This window comes from Lentibacillus songyuanensis, assembly GCF_039548255.1.
GTDB lineage: Bacteria > Bacillota > Bacilli > Bacillales > Amphibacillaceae > Lentibacillus_C > Lentibacillus_C songyuanensis.
On the sequence record NZ_JBCLVH010000028.1, the window covers coordinates 33,474 to 48,611 of the forward strand.

Here is a 15,138-nt window from a genome sequence, read left to right on the forward strand (position 1 = left end):
ATTGCAAGTGATTATCATTATCATTATCATGCGTTTTAATTATACCATAAAGGAGAAACGAACATGAACAAATTTATGAAAAAGAAATACTTGTTCACCTTACTATTTATCCCGTTATTATTTTTAACTGCTTGTGGGAATGATAATGAGAGCGGCAACAATGACGCAACGGAAAATACTTCCGAAAAAACCAGTGAAATCACCGTGGATTCTCAAATGGGTGACGTTACCCTCCCTGCCAATCCAAAAAGCGTATTAGCCCCTTTTCATGAAGATACACTACTTGCGCTGGGAGTCACTCCCGCTGCAAAATGGGCAATTGATAAATCGGTACAAGATTACTTAGAAAAAGATTTACAAGATATTGATAGTATTGAATGGACAATGCCACTGGAACAAGTACTGCATCATGACCCTGATCTTATTATATTAGAAAATAGTTTAGATAGCTATGAAGGCTCATACGAAGAATATTCGACAATTGCACCAACCTATGTCATGAAGAAGGAAACAACGGAAGATTGGAAAAAACAATTACAAGTTTTTGGAGAAATTTTAGGAAAAGAAGCAGAAGCAAAGCAGGCCTTAGATGATTATGAAGCAAAGGTTAAGCAAGCGAATAAAAAACTTCAGGAGAAACTTGGCGATGACACCATTGCTATGATGTGGGTAACAGGGGGAAAATATTTTTTATTTGAAAAAAATCGTTACACCGCCAACATGATCTATTCGGAGCTTGGAGTTGACGTTCCATCGCTTGTGAAAGACTTAGGTAAAGCAAAAGATGCCTGGGATCCGATATCCTTAGAAAAGCTGTCTGAATTAGATGCAGATCATGTTATTATTCTCGGTAATAAAGACGATAAAGGTATAGAAACACTAAATAATAGTAGTGTATGGAAAAATACACCAGCAGTGCAAAACGATCAGGTCTATTATTTGGAAGACGAAAGTAATTGGACAAACAATGGCTTGATTGCCTCAGAACAAACCATTGATCAACTTATGGAATTATTCAAATGATTTATCACCAGACTGCTGGGAGTCACTCCTGGCAGTTTTCTTATGTAAAAAAAAATAAGATTTCATGCTGATTGCGCCTTCTCCGGATGTAACGTTTCACCCCTTTTTTCAATGCGGTTTTCCTAATTGAAAATAATTATCATTGACTAATGAACTCAGAACCAATAAAATATAGGTAAGGACACATTATGTACGTGTTTTCGGCTCAGGGGGGCGTTAATTTTGGAATCTTTAGCTGCGAATAATTTAACACTTGGGTTCGGTGACCGCATTATTATAGATGAAATGGATATTACCATCCCTAAAGGGGAAATTACAGTATTTATCGGGCCAAATGGTTGCGGAAAATCAACACTATTACGTTCGTTGGCACGTTTATTAAAGCCAAAGCAAGGTTCGGTTGTCCTGAACGGGCAAGATATTGCAAAAATGCGTACGAAAGAAGTTGCACAGAACCTGGCTATTCTGCCACAATCACCAACAAGTCCAGAGGGTTTAACGGTTTATGAATTAGTGAAACAAGGAAGACATCCATATCGTAAGGTCATGAAGCAATGGTCCACTGAAGACGAAGAAGCCGTACAAAAGGCATTAAAAGATACGAACATGCAGGAACTAATGAACCAACCAGTTGATTCGTTATCAGGCGGGCAGCGTCAACGCGCATGGATTGCTTTAACCCTGGCACAAGATACGGACATTATTCTTTTAGATGAACCAACTACATACCTGGATTTGGCTCATCAAATCGATGTCTTGGATCTTCTGTTTGAATTAAATGAAAAAAATAGCCGAACCATTGTGATGGTCTTGCATGATTTGAACTTAGCAAGTCGTTATGCACACCACATTATCGCGATCAAAGATAAGAAAGTCTATGCACAAGGAAAACCGGAAGAAACCATTTCGCGTGAATTAGTTTCAGATGTCTTTCGCATGCGTTGTAACATTGCATGTGATCCAATTTTTGGTACACCAATGTGCATTCCACATGGAAAAGGAAATTGTATCTTTAAAGAATTAGAAAATAACCAAACTCCTACTGCATTATAGTGTACACACATGAAAAAGACAGTTTTTTGGACGTTATCCTCAAAACTGTCTTTTTCATGTATTGGTGTCGCTGTTAAACCCATTATACCAATAGGAAAATTTGTTTGTTGCATCCCTTTCTTTCCTGTATTCAGGTCAATTTTGATTTCACATACCCGGTAATGAACAGATAATTAAACAGCATCCCACCTGCCAATGTAATCACTGCTCCCAGATATTCCCCGATAAACAAAAACAGCACGGCATAGATAACTGTTTGGATAAACGTCAGCTGGTACAACCATTTTAATACAGCCTGTTTGCGATGCTGATTCGATACAGGGTAAATATCAAGCCAAATAACTGTGCGATGATGGTTATATAGTGTCATCATTTGGAAACTGCTCAGGTAAAAAAATAATAAAGCAAAAATAATTTTCACCCAGTCATTGGGAACAAAATAGATCACCAGGCCGCCAATGACAATTAGCCGTACATACATCCCCAGATAGTCTGCGCTCCTGATAAAGGTAATCCGGTATAAATAATCAAACGTAAATTTTTGTTGGAATGGAACACGATCCACAAGGTTTACCAACCATTGCCGCTTTTTTACACGATTTTTCAAATGAGGAACATCTGTGAACATATTCGCAATCCGATAAAAGAATTGCATCCGATTCTGATCTTTCTCTACTAATACGTCCCAAACAAGACCAGCTTGCTTGTTAGAAATACGTTGATCGTATAAGAACACAATAATGAACAGGATAGTCGCAATAGCAGCAGGAATCATATTATCATGAATTAACAAATAAAACACAGCACAATTGAGCACTGTCCGGGCTAACAGATCAATCCTGCGTGTTCCGGTGTCCCTCACCCTCAGCATCCACCAGTTGGCAAGTAGATTCCATATTTTGAAAATCAGCAGTACCACGATCGTTACAAGGAATGTACTGCCATTTCGTTCTGGAAAAGAGGCAAAATACAATGGCCCAAATACAGCACCCGTAAGCAAGATCAAATATAGTTGAATGACAAAGCTGTAGATTAACGCATTTCGAAAATAGACACCCATCTTATGTTCCGCTGCAATTAAGAACACGAGATCAGGTTCCCGCAGCAAGGTTCGAACCGGGTTATAACTGGCTAATAAGCCAAAGACAATACCCATGATCCATGCTGTTGGAAAGTTAGCCGGAAGATTCGCCAGCCACTGCTGGTAATAATAAGCCGCAGCAGCAATAAAAAACAGCATCGCTACTGACATATGATCATTAAAGATATATTTGAGATAACGGCCTGTCTCTTTTAAATGCTCGGAAAACCGTTGTTTAAACAATTTATTTGCATCAAACATGGCTTTCTTCCTTTGTCAGTTGAACATATAAATCATCAAGTGTCGCACCAGGCATTTGAAAATCTTTTTGCAACTTTTCTAACGTGCCAATCGCACGAATTTCACCTTCATGCAGGATAACGAACCGGTCACAATATCGTTCGGCCGTAGCCAAAATATGGGTTGACATCAGGACACCACAGCCATTGTTCTTCATTTTATTCATCAGTTGCAAATACGATTGAATTCCGAGTGGATCAAGCCCAACAAATGGCTCGTCTACAATGTACAGGGGCGGTTCGATTAAAAATGCACACATAATCATTACTTTCTGCCGCATTCCTTTAGAAAAATGGGTTGGAAACCACTTTAACCTTTTTTCCATGCGAAATTCTTTTAACAGTGGATGCAATCTTTTTTCAAACAATTCTTCCGACACATCATAAGCCATTGCAGTAAGACGTAAATGCTCGTACAACGTTAGTTCATCATATAAAATAGGCATCTCCGGAATATATGCCATTTGACTGCGATACACTTCTGGATTTTCCCGAAACGTTTTCCCATTGACCGCAACCGTTCCTTTTTTCGCTTGCATTAATCCAATTATATGTTTAATCGTGGTACTCTTACCTGCGCCATTAAGACCGATTAAACCAACAATTTCATTGGGATAAACATCAAATGAAATACCATGTAAGACATTCTTATGTGTATATCCTCCATGCAGCTTCTCTATATGCAACAATGATTCCACAATAATCCCTCTCCAATCACGGGCAAACAGAGCTCATTTTTAATAACATTCACCTAAAGAAATTTTACCATTTATTAGCGTCCATGCCAAAGCAAAGCGTGCGAGAAAATTCGACAACAATAATGATGGTTGTACCCGATTATTTTAAACAATTTATTTTTCCACCTTGATGTATAAAACCTCACTATCGGCACAAAATAGTTATTGAAGAACGGGGTTGCTTCACTGAAACAAATTTTTCGTGTCAAACACAAATGAGGTGTTAGTGTTGGAAGAAGAAGCTAATTTCGAATTTGTAAATTACACACAAAAATGAGGTGTTGGTGAAAGATAATCTAATGAATTAAAACCCTTCTGCCAGGATTCATCCCAAGGGAATCCTTGAGATGCTGACAAAAAGGTTTTTAGTAATCACGTTAATTGGCCAAAAGCACATTAACAACATTACGCAAAGTCCCCAACGTTAGATATAACACCGTTCTTCAACAACAGGCTAGTCCGAATTCGGGCTAGCCCTGTTTATTGTTAAAGGTCGATGTTTGCTCGCGTAAGGTTGATGTCCCGCTTCCTCGGTCGATGTTTCTTCGCTTCCGGGCGATGCCTCGCTTCCTCGGTCGATGTTTCTTCGCTTCCGGTTGATGTCCCGCTTCCTCGGTCGATGTTTCTTCGCTTCCGGGCGATGCCTCGCTTCCTCGGTCGATGTTTCTTCGCTTCCGGGCGATGCCTCGCTTCCTCGGTCGATGTTTCTTCGCTTCCGGGCGATGCCTCGCTTCCCCGGTCGATGTTTCCAAGCATTCGGGCGATGCCTCGCTTCCTCGGTCGATGTTTCTTCGCTTCCGGGCGATGCCTCGCTTCCTCGGTCGATGTTTCTTCGCTTCCGGTCGATGCCTCGCTTCCCCGGTCGATGTTTCCAAGCATCCGGGCGATGCCTCGCTTCCTCGGTCGATGTTTCTTCGCTTCCGGGCGATGCCTCGCTTCACCGGTCGATGTTTCCAAGCATTCGGGCGATGCCTCGCTTCCTCGGTCGATGTTTCCAAGCATTCGGTTGATATCCCGCTTCCTCGGTCGATGTTTCCAAGCATTCGGGCGATGCCTCGCTTCACCGGTCGATGTTTCCAAGCATTCGGTTGATGCCCCGCTTCCCCGGTCGATGTTTCCAAGCATTCGGTCGATGCCTCGCTTCCTCGGTCGATGTTTCCCAAACATTTGGTCGATATTACACTCCCTGGATCAATACTCCTCACCTTGGATGGTTTTCGATTCATATCGCAATTTAGCGAAATCATCGCCCGTATAAAACACAGAAAACTTTACATATTCAACGGTTTCTATATACAATAAGAGAAAAGGTTTAGGAGGAGTGAATGCAATGCAACATGAAGATTGTATCTTTTGTAAAATCATTAATGGTGACATCCCTTCAGCAAAAGTATATGAGGATGAGCATGTCTATGCATTCTTGGACATTAGCCAAATCACTAAAGGACACACCTTGGTAATTCCGAAGACACATACAAAAAATATTTACGAGACCCCACCAGAGGTTGCACGTGAATTATTTGCCCGCATCCCAAAGATTGCCAATGCGGTTAAAGAGGTCTACCAGCCTATTGGCATGAATCTGTTAAATAACAATGAAACACCAGCGGAGCAATCTGTCTTTCATTTACATATTCACATCATCCCACGTTACGGAGAAGGAGATGGCTACCAATTAGGCTGGACAACACATGGTGATGATTATTCTTCGGATGACTTACAACGAATTGCCAGTGAAATCGGATCAGCCATTTCATCATGATGCACATACATTAATTTGAGAAGGCTTCTGAGGTATCTCAGAGGCCTTCTCGCCAGAATACTATAAATGCCACTGTATTCAAACCTTATCATATTCTTTTAGCTTTTCCTTATACTTTTTATCCAAAAAGCTTTATAATAATAAAAAAGAAGTCATTTTTTAAAACTAACATGTACATATCCCTTTAATAACACGTTTCAAATCCGTGTCAAAAGTGGAAAACATAACAATAAATAGTTGAAAGGAGCGTCATGATATGGCTAGGGGCAGTTCATTATTATTAGGATTTGTTGTTGGAGGCGTCGTGAGTGCCACAGCTACACTGCTTAGCACCCCATCGTCTGGCAAAGAATTACGTGACCGTGCAAAGCAGCAAGGTGTGGAATACAAACAAATGTTTGCAGATTTAAAACGCGATGGACTGCGGTTAAAGGCACAAATCACCGCTACCTCTAAAGAAGGCGCATCATTGATTAAGGAACTGACTCAAGATATGAAGAGCTCTGTCCAGGAGTGGAAACAATCCGTTGAACCCCATCAGAAAAATATCCAGCTTTACCTGGAACAAATCGAGTCCAGTTTAAAAGATCTTGAGGATAAAATGCAAAGTAAACAAGAAACATATTAAAAAAAGCGGCTGTCTTTTAAAAAAGACAGCCGCTTTTTTAGTTAACATATAGGTATGAAAACCATTAGCGACTACGGAAAACCTGCTACCGTTAACCCTAAAATGTAGTGAAAAGCGCCTTTCATGAAAAAGACTCCCCTCAAATCTACTTAAGGGGAGCACATCAAACTAGTTGAGTTCATACTGCGTTTTTCAACAAATTATTTATTGCCTAAACCTTCTGTCCACTTTTCAAGAAGATCCGGATTATCCTCAAGGAATTGCTTTGCTACTTCTTCCTCATCACCACCGTCGTTAATGGCTACAAGCAATTCATTTTCAATATCCTCACCGTAATCTTCCGTGATACGCTTCACTGCTTCATATGCTGCAGGTGAATCTTCCTTAAATGTCTTACTTCCTATTGCACCGATTTCGTCTCCATCGCCACCATAGATTTCTTTCGGATCATCCAGCATTTTCAAATCCAGGTCAGCAAATGCCCAGTGTGGTTTCCAAAGTGGTACCACGATTGGTTCTTTCTTATCCATTTTAGATTTCAGTTCAGAAAGCATAGCTGCTTCAGAGCTTTCTTGAAGCTTCCAGTTGTCCAGACCGTATTCATCGATTGCTTTTTCTGTATTCTGCATAATACCGGCACCTGGATCGATACCTACAATTGTCCAATCCACTGCGTCTCCTAGTTCTTTGTTGTCTTTAAGATCTTCAATGGAGTTAACATCATCCATATACGAAGGAACCGTCAAAGCAAGTGGAGCCTTGTCTACGAAAACACCAATCGGGTCAACGTCATCTTCATACTTCTCCCAATACGATTGGTGTGTTGCTGGCAACCAAGACGCGGTCATGAATGATGCATCACCATTGGCAACACTCGTCCACATCGCTCCACCTTCAACCTGTGTCGCTTTTACATTATATCCAATTTCTTCAAGCACCTGTTTCACTAAAGGTGTACGAGCAAGTGCGCCAGCCCAAGCAACGTATGTTATCGTAATATCTTTGTCCCCAAGTTCCTCGCCGCTTCCACTATCTCCGCTATCGCTGTCGTCAGCGCTTGAATCATCCTCTTTGTCACCGCCACATGCTGCGAGTGTCATAGCAAGGACAAGCGCTACAGCTAATCCTAAAAATCTGAACTTCTTAAACATAAGAATGTTCCCCCTTCTAATTTGTGATTTTTATATAGTTAAGAGTCTTTGGCTTAATTGCCGGGAAAACTCTAAAACACTATTTTCTATTAAGCCCTTGTGTAAAACGGTCCAGTAACATCGCTAAAATTACAAGGGATAATCCGCCCTCAAAACCTGGGCCAATTGCTACCTGTGTTACTGCCCGGTAAACGACTGTTCCAAGTCCCGGAGCACCTACCATTGAGGCGATAACAACCATTGACAGGGAAAGCATGATCGTTTGGTTAATACCTGCCATAATTGTCGGCATGGCAAGCGGTATTTGAACCTTTGTCAGCCGTTGTCCCGTCGTGGAACCAAATGAATCAGCCGCCTCAATCAACTCTGCATTTACCTGCCTGATTCCAAGGTTTGCCATTCGGACGGTTGGCGGCATCGAAAAGACAATGGTTGCAACGACCCCTGGGACCATACCAAGGCTGAAGAATACAACAGATGGAATCAAGTAAACAAATGCAGGCATCGTCTGCATGAAGTCAAGAATAGGCGTTATAATCGACTGGACAGAAGCTTTTTGCGACATCCAGATACCGATCGGAATTCCAATGATCATCGAAATGATAACAGAAACGATGACAAGTGAAACTGTCTCCAGCGTTTCTGTCCAATAGCCAAGGTTATTAATAAGTCCTAGACCAATAAGTGCAAACAACCCGAGTTTCCAATTGACGAGCCACCACGCTAAAAGTGCAACGATCACTATCAGAACTAATGCAGGTACAAGATCCAGCAAAGAAACAAAATTCTCTGTAATAAATTCAAGTACGGATGAAATCACATCAAACAATGTTGATAAGTACGTTTTCAATATGTCAACAAATTTTTCTACCCATTCATCTAATGGAAGTTTGAGAAAGAGTGCACCTTCACTTTTATCCATTTACTTCCACCTCCTCATTTCCATTCAACACTTGATCGTTACCGGCAAGCGCACCAATAACAGATCCTCTAACAACAATCCCTACCAGTCTTCCATCATCATCAACAACGGATAGTGGGGCTTTATCATCAGCCATTGGCTCAAACGAATCAGAAAGTAATGTATCAGGCTTAACGGTCGGTATGTCAGCTACCAAAACATCTGCAAGACTCTTGCCTTCTTTAGCAGCCGCTGCGGCTTGATCAGCCGTTACATAGCCAAGTAATTTTTGTTTCTTATCAACAACGTAAATGGTTGAAATACCATTGTCCTTCATCAGTTTCAGTGCAACATTCCCACCTTTATCAACCGGAATGGTTTCCGGTCGCTTCATGATGTGGCTTGCGGTAAGTACTTTGGTAAGATCAACATCCTCAACGAAACGCTCAACATAGTCGTTGGCTGGATTCATCAAAATCTCTTCCGCTGTGCCAATTTGAACGATACTGCCATCTTTCATTAATGCAATCCGGTCACCGATCCGTAATGCTTCATTCAGATCATGGGTGATAAAAATAATTGTTTTATGGACGGATTCTTGCAAATCCATTAACTCATCCTGCATATCTTTACGGATTAATGGGTCAAGCGCACTAAACGCCTCGTCCATTAACAGGATATCGGGATCATTGGCCAGCGCTCTTGCCAGTCCAACACGCTGTTGCATACCGCCGGAAAGTTCATTCGGATATTTTTCAAAATACCCCCCCAATCCAACGAGCTCAAGGGCCTCACGCGCTTTTTTCTCACGCTCTTCCTTACTTACTCCTTGAATCTCCAATCCATATTCCGTATTTCTTAATATCGTTTTATGAGGAAGAAGGGCAAAGTTTTGAAAGACCATACTCATCTTTTTCCTGCGCATATTCCGCAATTGTTCCTTATTCATTTTCGTAACATCTTCATCTTCCAGCAAAACCTCACCTGATGTCGCTTCAATTAAGCGATTTAGCATGCGAACAAGTGTAGACTTACCACTACCGGATAAACCCATAATCACAAACGTTTCCCCAGGCTCTACAGAAAACGTTGCACGATTCACTCCTACAGTACATCCGGTTTCTTGTAAAATATCTGCTTTGGATTTTCCTTCATCCAAAAGTTTTTGTGCGTTTTTTCGATGCTTACCAAATATTTTCGTTAAATCTTTCACTTCAATAATCGGCATATCCATTCACCTCTCTTGTATTTTACCTGTTATGCCATAACATCTATAGTGGACTACATTTGATAGAAATGTTCGATGAAAACCGTTGCTTTGCGTTCAGCAATACCGAGTCATTCCAAATGACAGCAGCAATCCATACGTCGTTAAATAGATGCTCTTAGACTTTGCTTTGTTTTCATGATCACCATTTCCAATAAAGCATGCCATTCGTCTTACTACTTTTCTATCAAATCGTAACCATGCTGTACCTGGTAAGCTATAACAAATAGTTTACTAATCCCATCAGATCTTTTCGGCTTTTGCTTACTTTAATACTATATACTGTTTTGCATATACAATACAAACTTTAAATTTCACCGATTTTGTATGTTTTTTTCGTACAGTTTAAACTGTACGCACTTTTTTATTACACATGCTTCTAATTCCATGAATTTGCTTCTATTTACTATTCAATCATCCGTTTTCAATATTTTTGTATTTGTTGTACGCTTTATATAGCAGTGTTTTAGGAGGATTTTATGAATAAGCAACAAAGGGAAACGATGGTACATAATATCATAAGTGAATTTGCACCGACCATTGAAATGTTTGACTTATCTTCATCTGAAGCACGTTTGTTTGCTTTTTTATACCTGCAGGAAAATCCGTTGACATTAGATGAAATGAGTGAGGCGTTAGGGAAGAGCAAGACCTCCATGAGTACAAGCGTGCGCAGTTTAGTAGATTTAAATCTGGTAACACGCGTATGGAGAAAAGGGGTACGAAAGGATTTGTACCAGGCAAATACCCATTTGTTCAAATCCTTTATGCATGCTTCTATTACAAAATGGATTGACGCAACGAATCATCAACGTGAGTCATTAGAAGAATTACTAGGGTCCGTTCAGGAAGAAGCAAACAATTCGACGCTTGTTTCTCTAGAGACGCAGTTAAAGCAGATTATTGACTTTCATCGACAAATTGAAAAGGCGTTTCAGGAAATGAAAAGCACGTAAGGAATAGAACAGGATCATGTATTTTTAAGTGAGGAGCCTAACGATTTTCTTACTGATCGTTCATAATTTTAATAAATTCATCCATTAGAGAAGGGAAATACCCTTCTTTTTTTAATGCGAAAATGGTTTTTGTCGGATCAAGTTTTTCGATTAACATCCCAGCAAACTGTACCAGCAACGAGGAAAAATCTAAAAACCCCTCCTCTTTTTGCATTGCATATTGTTCGTTTAAACGGTGCAGTTGACCAAGTAGTTCCCGGTATTCTTCTTGCGTAATGTTATGTTTAATAACCAGTTTAATAAAGGGATATTGCCGCATGTCAATCAATTTCGATAATAATTGCAAATGAAAGTGTGCTGTATCATGTTTTTCTACTTTTTCCATATGTATCGCCTCCAAATTTTAAGCTTACAACCCCAATCAATTAAGAGCCAAAATAAAATAAATTTTTTTAAGAAAACCTATTGCTTTTTAGCCGCAAACGTACTATTATTCATCATGGATTGTGGAAGAAACAATTGGCTTTATTGCATGAGGAGGGACAAAAATGAACTGCTGGAAAACGATTAATTTTCATAAAGAATTTGGGCTAACCCGAATTTATTCCATTTCACTTTTGGTCGGATTAGTGGCATTTATTTTTCTCTATGTCCCACTATCCATCGTCCATGGTACTCCTAACATGAATAAGAATGGTATCATTCCATTTGGTCTATTGCTTATTCTATTGCCCGGGATCCATTCGTTTATGCATATTTTACCACTAATCATAACCAATAAACGAGCAAAAATGAATGAAAAAGCAAAAAAATTTGCACTTCCGTCGTTGACATACTATCCAGCATCTCGATTATCTAAGCAATTATCCGTACTGGTTGCATTGGCACCAACCTTTTTTCTTACCTTGCCAGGGATTATTGCAAGCTACGTATTGATTGACTATGATGTGTATATTCTGTTGATTACAGCATTTCATATCGGCATATCGTTTACCGATTTTCTATATATTATTCACCTGACAAAAGCGCCTAAGCAAGCGGTCATTGAAAATGAAAATGGCGGGTTTGCTATCTTGATAAAAGCGCAGGAGTAAATGGATATTCACCAAGGATCTGTACTTATAAACAGATCCTTTTTTTATCTATATGTTAATCTTCTCTGTTCATGGAGGATATATTTTGATAAAGTTATTATTATAGACGAAGGAAACGAATAACACATATTTGTATTTGTAATAGTAGGGGGTCTTACAATTGATAATCTTTTTCGTTCTTTACGCGCTTTTTATCTTATTGATCTTTAATTCGTTAACCAACCGTTTCTGCCTAAAAATGGAAATGAACCAAAACAAGCAATCCCGTGTTTACCGCATGATTAATATTATGATCATTATTTTACTCGTTTCGTCCTACGTGAAGGTCACCAATATCATAAGCTAGCCAGTCATCAAGTTAAATTATAATTTTATCGTCAGGACTATTTTTTTTTTGACTAAAAATGTGGTATATTTATCATTAGTTTCAAAATCAATTGGAGACAATCAGATTAGGAGTGTTCAAGTCAATGAAAAAGCTAGTAATTGTTCTCACATTATCAGCAAGTGTAGTGGGATTAACCGCATGCTCGAGCAACGATTCGTCAAAAGCTGTTGTTAAGACAGACGCTGGTGATATAACCCAAGAGGAATTTTATAATGAACTGAAGGATCAGTATGGCGAACAAACTTTACAGCAAATGGTCACCGAAGAAGTATTACAGGACAAATATGATGTCTCCGATAAAGAGGTAGACAAGGAAGTTAAAAAGGCAAAAGATCAACTGGGTGACCAATTTGAAATGGCTCTCCAGCAACAAGGGATTAAAAATGAGGACGAGTTCCGAAAAATGATCCGTCTCAGCCTGCTTCAAGAAGCTGCCGTATCAGAGGACGTTGATATTTCAGAGGATGAAATCAAACAGCATTACGAACGAATGAAAGAGCAAATTAAAGCATCACACATTTTGGTTGACGATGAGAAAACGGCTAAAGAAGTGAAGAAAAAGCTTGATGATGGTGGAGACTTTGCCAAACTAGCCAAGAAATATTCGACGGATCAAGCATCAGCTGAAAATGGCGGTGACTTAGGTTACTTCTCTGCTGGTAAAATGGATCCAGCCTTTGAGGATGCTGCCTATAGCATGAAAAAAGGTGAAGTTAGTGATCCTGTCAAATCACAACACGGTTACCATATCATTAAAGTAATCGACAAGAAAAAGTCAGACGAAGATGTTGGCAAATACAAAGATGTAAAATCGGATATTAAACGCGATTTACTAAACGAAAAGCTTGATCCGCAAAAAGCACAAACAAAAATTGACAAACTAATCAAAGATGCTGATGTAAAAGTAGAAGACAAGCAGTTCAAAGACCTGTTTAAAACCGATGACGATAGCAAGGACAAAAAAGACGATACAAAAGAAAAAAAATAAAAGCATCGCAAAAAGCGGAGGCAAGTCACAACTTGCCTCCGTTTCTATTGATTCTGTATATTGCGCCGATCTTCCTTACTTCTTCGTTCTTCACGCATCCGCTCAATATAGACATTTCCTTCCCGCTCAATAAATTGATGTTCCAATTTCTTCTCCGCCCGCATTGCACGAAATGCCATATACCCGCTCAAAAATATAAAAAGAATCATCATAAATACCCACCAAGGTACTCCGGCAATCATCTTTTCGTCCCCCTTGTTCATCATCTACCATAAATATATGTACAAGCAAGAACAATTATTCATGAAGAAATATGCCACACACAGCCATTTTGCGTTACAATAGATGCTGTTAAACAAATAGATTATAACCTGTTATTGGAGTGATACAGATGCCTGAGCAAACCTACTTTTATGATCTAATTCCAGTTGCTTATCATGCTTCAGATATGGAACGGGAGCACATTCTCAGCCAATTTCCACCACCAAAAATGCCCGATCAAGATGAACGTTTTCAGTTGCAAAATGAGGTGCAAGGTAACCATGTGACCATTCGTGTGCTGCTTAATGATTTTCATGTCCAGCTTACCAAAACAAATAAACAGTTTCTTAAAATACGCTTTAGTAACAATGCTGGTATCGTTCATGCAAAAATGTGGGACAACCAGGGAGCTGTTGAAAAATATCAGCCACTATTAGAGCGTTTCTCTGTATTTGATATAGAGGGTGTTGTTGATGAATTTCGCGGCCATAAATCGATCACGGTTAACCAATTAAAGCCGTGTGAAGAAGCGATCAACCCTTTCTCATTACTGGCATACACCAGCCAAAGCATAGAAGAATTGACGGTCGAGCTTTTTTCATATCTGGGTGAATTACAATCCCCATATAAGGATATCGCATTTGCAGCAATGAACCAGTTCTGGGATCAATTTCGGATTCGTCCTGCCGCCAAAGGGCACCATCATAACTATTTGGGCGGATTGTTAAAGCATACTGTTGGATTAATGCGGTTTGCCAGATATATCCTCAAGCAGGAAGAAAATCATTTTAAAGCAACGATGAAACTAATCAATATTGTTGAAAAAGCGTACAAGAACGAACTCTGGTCGCAATTCGAGGCAAATGACCTGCACCAGCAGTTTGTATGGAAAGGCACCATTGACCATTTATACAACATGCTCCAAGGAATGATGCAATACCGTGAAATGGGGCCAGACTATAATGTCGTCTTAACTAGTATTCTATTTCACGATATTGGAAAATTGCTAGAATATGATCATGCCGGAAAAACGTTTGATGAATTTGAATTTCTTTATCCAACAGCCGATCATTCCGTTACAGAAAACCGCAAACAAACCGGGATCACCATGGATGCGTTAGGGGCAATGGTCGGACATATTCCTTATGGGGTACTGCTGCTAACCAAGATCATTGAATCTGAACAAATTGTCATAGGATTGGAATCGATCCATCAAATGTCACACTGTATCTTGTGTCATCACGGGCTTCCGGAATGGGGCTCCTGTATTCGTTCGCCACAATCCATCGAAGGATATATTATTCATATTGTCGATTATCTGGACAGCAGGTATGAAAATACGGAAACCATCAAGTAGTGGGACGGAAAATAGCAGACGAGACTGAGACATATCGAAAAACTTATAGATGAAAGACAAATGAATACAGTATGGACTTAGACTTTTTACACTGGATTTAATATGTAGTTGATGAAAACTGCGACGTAAAATGAGATGGCGATTAAATTGCCACTACGGAAAAACACTACGCTTTTTAGCGGGCGGCTGGAG

16 protein-coding genes are annotated in these 15,138 nt (G+C 39.8%); 8 read left to right on the plus strand and 8 right to left on the minus strand.

The features are described from left to right. Positions 1-63 precede the first annotated feature (63 nt). Together WMZ97_RS19315 and WMZ97_RS19320 are read left to right on the plus strand one after the other, a co-directional pair. Positions 64-1,023 (plus strand): iron-hydroxamate ABC transporter substrate-binding protein, encoded by a 960-nt coding sequence (locus tag WMZ97_RS19315; RefSeq protein WP_343273729.1) that lies wholly within the window; start codon positions 64-66, stop codon positions 1,021-1,023. A gap of 222 nt (positions 1,024-1,245) precedes the next feature. Then, positions 1,246-2,076: an ABC transporter ATP-binding protein gene (locus WMZ97_RS19320; RefSeq protein ID WP_343273730.1), complete on the plus strand. Its 831-nt coding sequence runs from the start codon at positions 1,246-1,248 to the stop codon at positions 2,074-2,076. A 130-nt stretch (positions 2,077-2,206) separates the two neighbouring features. Here the strand turns inward: WMZ97_RS19320 and WMZ97_RS19325 are convergent, their stop codons facing one another. From WMZ97_RS19325 to WMZ97_RS19335, 3 genes are all read right to left on the minus strand, one after another. Continuing rightward, positions 2,207-3,418 (minus strand): ABC transporter permease, encoded by a 1,212-nt coding sequence (locus tag WMZ97_RS19325; protein WP_343273731.1) that lies wholly within the window; start codon positions 3,416-3,418, stop codon positions 2,207-2,209. Then, positions 3,411-4,154: an ABC transporter ATP-binding protein gene (locus WMZ97_RS19330; RefSeq protein WP_343273732.1), complete on the minus strand. Its 744-nt coding sequence runs from the start codon at positions 4,152-4,154 to the stop codon at positions 3,411-3,413. The genes WMZ97_RS19325 and WMZ97_RS19330 overlap by 8 nt, the downstream gene beginning before the upstream one ends. Before the next feature lie 525 nt (positions 4,155-4,679). Further along, complete coding sequence (locus tag WMZ97_RS19335; protein WP_343273733.1) at positions 4,680-5,360, minus strand: hypothetical protein; 681 nt, start codon at positions 5,358-5,360, stop codon at positions 4,680-4,682. 163 nt (positions 5,361-5,523) lie between these two features. Here WMZ97_RS19335 and WMZ97_RS19340 point away from each other — a divergent pair, with 163 nt between their 5' ends. Next, a complete protein-coding gene (locus tag WMZ97_RS19340; protein WP_343273734.1) occupies positions 5,524-5,955 on the plus strand; it encodes an HIT family protein in 432 nt (143 codons plus the stop codon). Positions 5,956-6,211: 256 nt separating this feature from the next. Continuing rightward, positions 6,212-6,583 (plus strand): YtxH domain-containing protein, encoded by a 372-nt coding sequence (locus tag WMZ97_RS19345; protein WP_343273735.1) that lies wholly within the window; start codon positions 6,212-6,214, stop codon positions 6,581-6,583. Between the two features lie 200 nt (positions 6,584-6,783). Here the strand turns inward: WMZ97_RS19345 and WMZ97_RS19350 are convergent, their stop codons facing one another. The 3 genes from WMZ97_RS19350 to WMZ97_RS19360 all read right to left on the minus strand — a co-directional run bounded on the left by WMZ97_RS19350 (position 6,784) and on the right by WMZ97_RS19360 (position 9,863). Then, a complete protein-coding gene (locus tag WMZ97_RS19350; protein ID WP_343273736.1) occupies positions 6,784-7,734 on the minus strand; it encodes a glycine betaine ABC transporter substrate-binding protein in 951 nt (316 codons plus the stop codon). A gap of 79 nt (positions 7,735-7,813) precedes the next feature. Then, complete coding sequence (locus WMZ97_RS19355) at positions 7,814-8,656, minus strand: ABC transporter permease (protein ID WP_343273737.1); 843 nt, start codon at positions 8,654-8,656, stop codon at positions 7,814-7,816. Beyond that, the gene (locus WMZ97_RS19360) at positions 8,649-9,863 is read right to left on the minus strand and encodes a quaternary amine ABC transporter ATP-binding protein (protein WP_343273738.1); all 1,215 of its coding nucleotides are present in this window, start codon (positions 9,861-9,863) and stop codon (positions 8,649-8,651) included. Before WMZ97_RS19360 ends, WMZ97_RS19355 begins: the two co-directional genes overlap by 8 nt. A 518-nt stretch (positions 9,864-10,381) precedes the next feature. Here WMZ97_RS19360 and WMZ97_RS19365 point away from each other — a divergent pair. Then, entirely contained in the window at positions 10,382-10,858 is a 477-nt protein-coding gene (locus WMZ97_RS19365) for a GbsR/MarR family transcriptional regulator (protein ID WP_343273739.1), read from the plus strand. A 49-nt stretch (positions 10,859-10,907) separates the two neighbouring features. Here the strand turns inward: WMZ97_RS19365 and WMZ97_RS19370 are convergent, their stop codons facing one another. Further along, on the minus strand, positions 10,908-11,243 hold the full coding sequence (locus WMZ97_RS19370) for a DUF1878 family protein (protein WP_343273740.1): 336 nt from the start codon (positions 11,241-11,243) through the stop codon (positions 10,908-10,910). 163 nt (positions 11,244-11,406) lie between these two features. Here WMZ97_RS19370 and WMZ97_RS19375 point away from each other — a divergent pair, with 163 nt between their 5' ends. Together WMZ97_RS19375 and WMZ97_RS19380 are read left to right on the plus strand one after the other, a co-directional pair. After that, positions 11,407-11,952, plus strand: coding sequence for a DUF3267 domain-containing protein (locus WMZ97_RS19375; RefSeq protein WP_343273741.1), 546 nt, complete (start codon positions 11,407-11,409; stop codon positions 11,950-11,952). A gap of 470 nt (positions 11,953-12,422) precedes the next feature. Then, a complete protein-coding gene (locus WMZ97_RS19380; RefSeq protein WP_343273742.1) occupies positions 12,423-13,328 on the plus strand; it encodes a peptidylprolyl isomerase in 906 nt (301 codons plus the stop codon). A gap of 44 nt (positions 13,329-13,372) precedes the next feature. Here the strand turns inward: WMZ97_RS19380 and WMZ97_RS19385 are convergent, their stop codons facing one another. After that, positions 13,373-13,570, minus strand: coding sequence for a sporulation YhaL family protein (locus tag WMZ97_RS19385; RefSeq protein WP_343273743.1), 198 nt, complete (start codon positions 13,568-13,570; stop codon positions 13,373-13,375). A gap of 149 nt (positions 13,571-13,719) precedes the next feature. Here WMZ97_RS19385 and WMZ97_RS19390 point away from each other — a divergent pair, with 149 nt between their 5' ends. After that, a complete protein-coding gene (locus WMZ97_RS19390; RefSeq protein WP_343273744.1) occupies positions 13,720-14,946 on the plus strand; it encodes an HD domain-containing protein in 1,227 nt (408 codons plus the stop codon). The last annotated feature ends 192 nt before the right edge of the window (positions 14,947-15,138 follow it).